Annotated in this window: 2 rRNA genes; both read left to right on the top strand. The window is 56.3% G+C overall.

Features of this window, described 5'->3' with window-relative positions:
- A 16S ribosomal RNA gene (locus ACYVDK_RS18260) occupies positions 1 to 1,518 on the top strand; the annotation flags it as partial.
- 441 nt (positions 1,519 to 1,959) lie between these two features.
- Positions 1,960 to 5,093 (top strand): 23S ribosomal RNA (locus tag ACYVDK_RS18255).
- Positions 5,094 to 5,118: the final 25 nt, after the last annotated feature.

Below are 5,118 nucleotides of genomic sequence, written 5' to 3'. Positions count from 1 at the left end.
TGATCCTGGCTCAGGACGAACGCTGGCGGCGTGCTTAACACATGCAAGTCGAACGATGATCCTGGGAGCTTGCTTCTGGGGGATTAGTGGCGAACGGGTGAGTAACACGTGAGCAATCTGCCCTTGACTCTGGGATAAGCGCTGGAAACGGCGTCTAATACTGGATATGACCCATCACCGCATGGTGTGTGGGTGGAAAGATTTTTTGGTTGGGGATGAGCTCGCGGCCTATCAGCTTGTTGGTGAGGTAATGGCTTACCAAGGCGACGACGGGTAGCCGGCCTGAGAGGGTGACCGGCCACACTGGGACTGAGACACGGCCCAGACTCCTACGGGAGGCAGCAGTGGGGAATATTGCACAATGGGCGCAAGCCTGATGCAGCAACGCCGCGTGGGGGATGACGGCCTTCGGGTTGTAAACCTCTTTTGGCAGGGAAGAAGCCTTCGGGTGACGGTACCTGCAGAAGAAGCACCGGCTAACTACGTGCCAGCAGCCGCGGTAATACGTAGGGTGCGAGCGTTGTCCGGAATTATTGGGCGTAAAGAGCTCGTAGGCGGTTTGTCGCGTCTGCTGTGAAATCCCGAGGCTCAACCTCGGGTCTGCAGTGGGTACGGGCAGACTGGAGTGCGGTAGGGGAGAATGGAACTCCTGGTGTAGCGGTGGAATGCGCAGATATCAGGAAGAACACCGATGGCGAAGGCAGTTCTCTGGGCCGTTACTGACGCTGAGGAGCGAAAGCGTGGGGAGCGAACAGGATTAGATACCCTGGTAGTCCACGCCGTAAACGTTGGGCGCTAGATGTGGGGACCATTCCACGGTTTCCGTGTCGCAGCTAACGCATTAAGCGCCCCGCCTGGGGAGTACGGCCGCAAGGCTAAAACTCAAAGGAATTGACGGGGGCCCGCACAAGCGGCGGAGCATGCGGATTAATTCGATGCAACGCGAAGAACCTTACCAAGGCTTGACATACACCAGAACGCCTCAGAAATGGGGAACTCTTTGGACACTGGTGGACAGGTGGTGCATGGTTGTCGTCAGCTCGTGTCGTGAGATGTTGGGTTAAGTCCCGCAACGAGCGCAACCCTCGTTCTATGTTGCCAGCACGTGATGGTGGGAACTCATAGGAGACTGCCGGGGTCAACTCGGAGGAAGGTGGGGATGACGTCAAATCATCATGCCCCTTATGTCTTGGGCTTCACGCATGCTACAATGGCCGGTACAAAGGGCTGCGATGCCGTAAGGTGGAGCGAATCCCAAAAAGCCGGTCTCAGTTCGGATTGAGGTCTGCAACTCGACCTCATGAAGTCGGAGTCGCTAGTAATCGCAGATCAGCAACGCTGCGGTGAATACGTTCCCGGGCCTTGTACACACCGCCCGTCAAGTCATGAAAGTCGGTAACACCCGAAGCCGGTGGCCCAACCCCTTGTGGGAGGGAGCCGTCGAAGGTGGGATCGGTGATTAGGACTAAGTCGTAACAAGGTAGCCGTACCGGAAGGTGCGGCTGGATCACCTCCTTTCTAAGGAGCTACTGGCACCCGCGAGGGTGTCCAGGCGCCAGATCAGGGCCGACTGTGTCCTGCTGGTTGCTCATGGGTGGAACATTGACATTGGTCCTCGATCGAAGGACTGGAAGTTAGTACGGCTCGTGAGAGCAAGGAACGTTTCCGGTTCGGATGGTCGGGGGCATGCACGCTGTTGGGTCCTGAGGGACCGGGCCGGCCGGAAGGTCGTTCCTGAACCTCTGGGCCCATTCTTCGTCTCGCCTGTGTGGCGGGGTGCGGGGTGGGTGCCGACCGTATTTTGAGAACTACACAGTGGACGCGAGCATCTTCGACTCGAACCCTTTTGGGTTCGGGTCAGATGATCTGAGCAGTGCTTTTTGTGCTGTTCATGAAAGATCATTGGTCAATCTGCTCATCCTTTGCGGGGTGGGCCGATCGATTTTAGACTCATGTGTTTTTCAAGTTTTTAAGAGCGAACGGTGGATGCCTTGGCATCTGGAGCCGAAGAAGGACGTAGCAATCTGCGATAAGCCTCGGGGAGTTGATAAGCGAACTGTGATCCGAGGGTGTCCGAATGGGGAAACCCGGCCAGGCCCTTTGTGGTGACCTGGTTACTCCCGCCTGAATGTATAGGGCGGGTAGAGGGAACGTGGGGAAGTGAAACATCTCAGTACCCACAGGAAGAGAAAACAAAAGTGATTCCGTTAGTAGTGGCGAGCGAACGCGGATGAGGCTAAACCGTGCCATGTGTGATAGCCGGCGGGCGTTGCATGGTCGGGGTTGTGGGACTTTCCGTTGCTGTTCTGCCGGGCAGCTGGCGTGATGCGTGCGTGTAGGCGAACCGCTTTGAATGGCGGGCCGTAGTGGGTGCGAGCCCCGTAGCCGAAATGCGTGACGCAGCGTGGAGAGGATCCCAAGTAGCACGGGGCCCGAGAAATCCCGTGTGAATCTGTCAGGACCACCTGATAAGCCTAAATACTCCCAGATGACCGATAGCGGACAAGTACCGTGAGGGAAAGGTGAAAAGTACCCCGGGAGGGGAGTGAAATAGTACCTGAAACCGTTTGCTTACAAACCGTCGGAGCCTCCTTGTTGGGGTGACGGCGTGCCTTTTGAAGAATGAGCCTGCGAGTTAGTGATACGTGGCGAGGTTAACCCGTGTGGGGTAGCCGTAGCGAAAGCGAGTCCGAATAGGGCGTTTTCAGTCGCGTGTTCTAGACCCGAAGCGAAGTGATCTACCCATGGCCAGGTTGAAGCGACGGTAAGACGTCGTGGAGGACCGAACCCACTTCAGTTGAAAATGGAGGGGATGAGCTGTGGGTAGGGGTGAAAGGCCAATCAAACTTCGTGATAGCTGGTTCTCTCCGAAATGCATTTAGGTGCAGCGTTGCGTGTTTCTTGCCGGAGGTAGAGCTACTGGATGGCCGATGGGCCCTACAAGGTTACTGACGTCAGCCAAACTCCGAATGCCGGTAAGTGAGAGCGCAGCAGTGAGACGGTGGGGGATAAGCTTCATCGTCGAGAGGGAAACAACCCAGACCACCAACTAAGGTCCCTAAGCGCGTGCTAAGTGGGAAAGGATGTGGAGTTGCATAGACAACCAGGAGGTTGGCTTAGAAGCAGCCACCCTTGAAAGAGTGCGTAATAGCTCACTGGTCAAGTGATTCCGCGCCGACAATGTAACGGGGCTCAAGCACGCCACCGAAGTTGTGGCATTGACGCATAGACATAAGCCGCCGGCTTGTCCGGTTGGTTCAGTGGTGTTGATGGGTAGGAGAGCGTCGTGTGGCGGGTGAAGCGGCGGAGTGATCCAGCCGTGGACGCTACACGAGTGAGAATGCAGGCATGAGTAGCGAAAGACGGGTGAGAAACCCGTCCTCCGAAAGACTAAGGGTTCCAGGGCCAGGCTAATCCGCCCTGGGTAAGTCGGGACCTAAGGCGAGGCCGACAGGCGTAGTCGATGGACAACGGGTTGATATTCCCGTACCGGCGAAGAACCGTCCCAGTCAATCCAGTAATGCTAAGTGTCTGAATCCCCATGACTGAGGCCTTCGGGTCGAGGCGTGTGGGCCTAGCACACGACCCTATGCTGGTGCGGCTAGCGTATTAACAGGTGTGACGCAGGAAGGTAGCCGATGCCGGGCGATGGTTGTCCCGGTGCAAGTGCGTAGACCGGACGATAGGCAAATCCGTCGTCCATACAGGTTGAGACACGATGCGGACCCGTAAGGGGAAGTCGGTGATCCTATGCTGCCAAGAAAAGCATCGACGCGAGGTTCCAGCCGCCCGTACCCTAAACCGACTCAGGTGGTCAGGTAGAGAATACCAAGGAGATCGAGAGAATCGTGGTTAAGGAACTCGGCAAAATGCCCCCGTAACTTCGGGAGAAGGGGGGCCTGAAGCGTGAAGGGACTAGCTCCCGGAAGCGTGTGATGGCCGCAGAGACCAGTGGGAAGCGACTGTTTACTAAAAACACAGGTCCGTGCCAAGTCGCAAGACGATGTATACGGACTGACGCCTGCCCGGTGCTGGAAGGTTAAGAGGAACGGTTAGCCGTAAGGCGAAGCTGAGAATTTAAGCCCCAGTAAACGGCGGTGGTAACTATAACCATCCTAAGGTAGCGAAATTCCTTGTCGGGTAAGTTCCGACCTGCACGAATGGCGTAACGACTTCCCAGCTGTCTCAACCGCGAACTCGGCGAAATTGCATTACGAGTAAAGATGCTCGTTACGCGCAGCAGGACGGAAAGACCCCGTGACCTTTACTACAGCTTGGTATTGGTGTTCGGTGTGGCTTGTGTAGGATAGGTGGGAGACTATGAAGCGGGCACGCCAGTGTTCGTGGAGTCAATGTTGAAATACCACTCTGGTCACTCTGGATGTCTAACTTCGAACCGTAATCCGGTTCAGGGACAGTGCCTGGTGGGTAGTTTAACTGGGGCGGTTGCCTCCTAAAGAGTAACGGAGGCGCCCAAAGGTTCCCTCAACCTGGTTGGCAATCAGGTGGCGAGTGTAAGTGCACAAGGGAGCTTGACTGTGAGACTGACAGGTCGAGCAGGGACGAAAGTCGGGACTAGTGATCCGGCAGTGGCTTGTGGAAGCGCTGTCGCTCAACGGATAAAAGGTACCTCGGGGATAACAGGCTGATCTTGCCCAAGAGTCCATATCGACGGCATGGTTTGGCACCTCGATGTCGGCTCGTCGCATCCTGGGGCTGGAGTAGGTCCCAAGGGTTGGGCTGTTCGCCCATTAAAGCGGTACGCGAGCTGGGTTTAGAACGTCGTGAGACAGTTCGGTCCCTATCCGCTGCGCGCGTAGGAAGTTTGAGAGGATCTGACCCTAGTACGAGAGGACCGGGTTGGACGAACCTCTGGTGTGTCAGTTGTTCCGCCAGGAGCACCGCTGATTAGCTACGTTCGGGATGGATAACCGCTGAAAGCATCTAAGCGGGAAGCCGGCCTCGAGATGAGACTTCCATCCCTTCGGGGGAGAGGCTCCCAGCCAGACGACTGGGTTGATAGGCCGGATGTGGAAGCAAGGACTAAAGACTTGTGCAGCTGACCGGTACTAATAAGCCAACAACTTGACAAACACTACTCACACACACGTACGTAAG

The organism is Humibacter antri, assembly GCF_054777235.1.
Note: the sequence above shows the minus strand (reverse complement) of the source record. Positions and strands in the feature narration are given on the sequence as shown.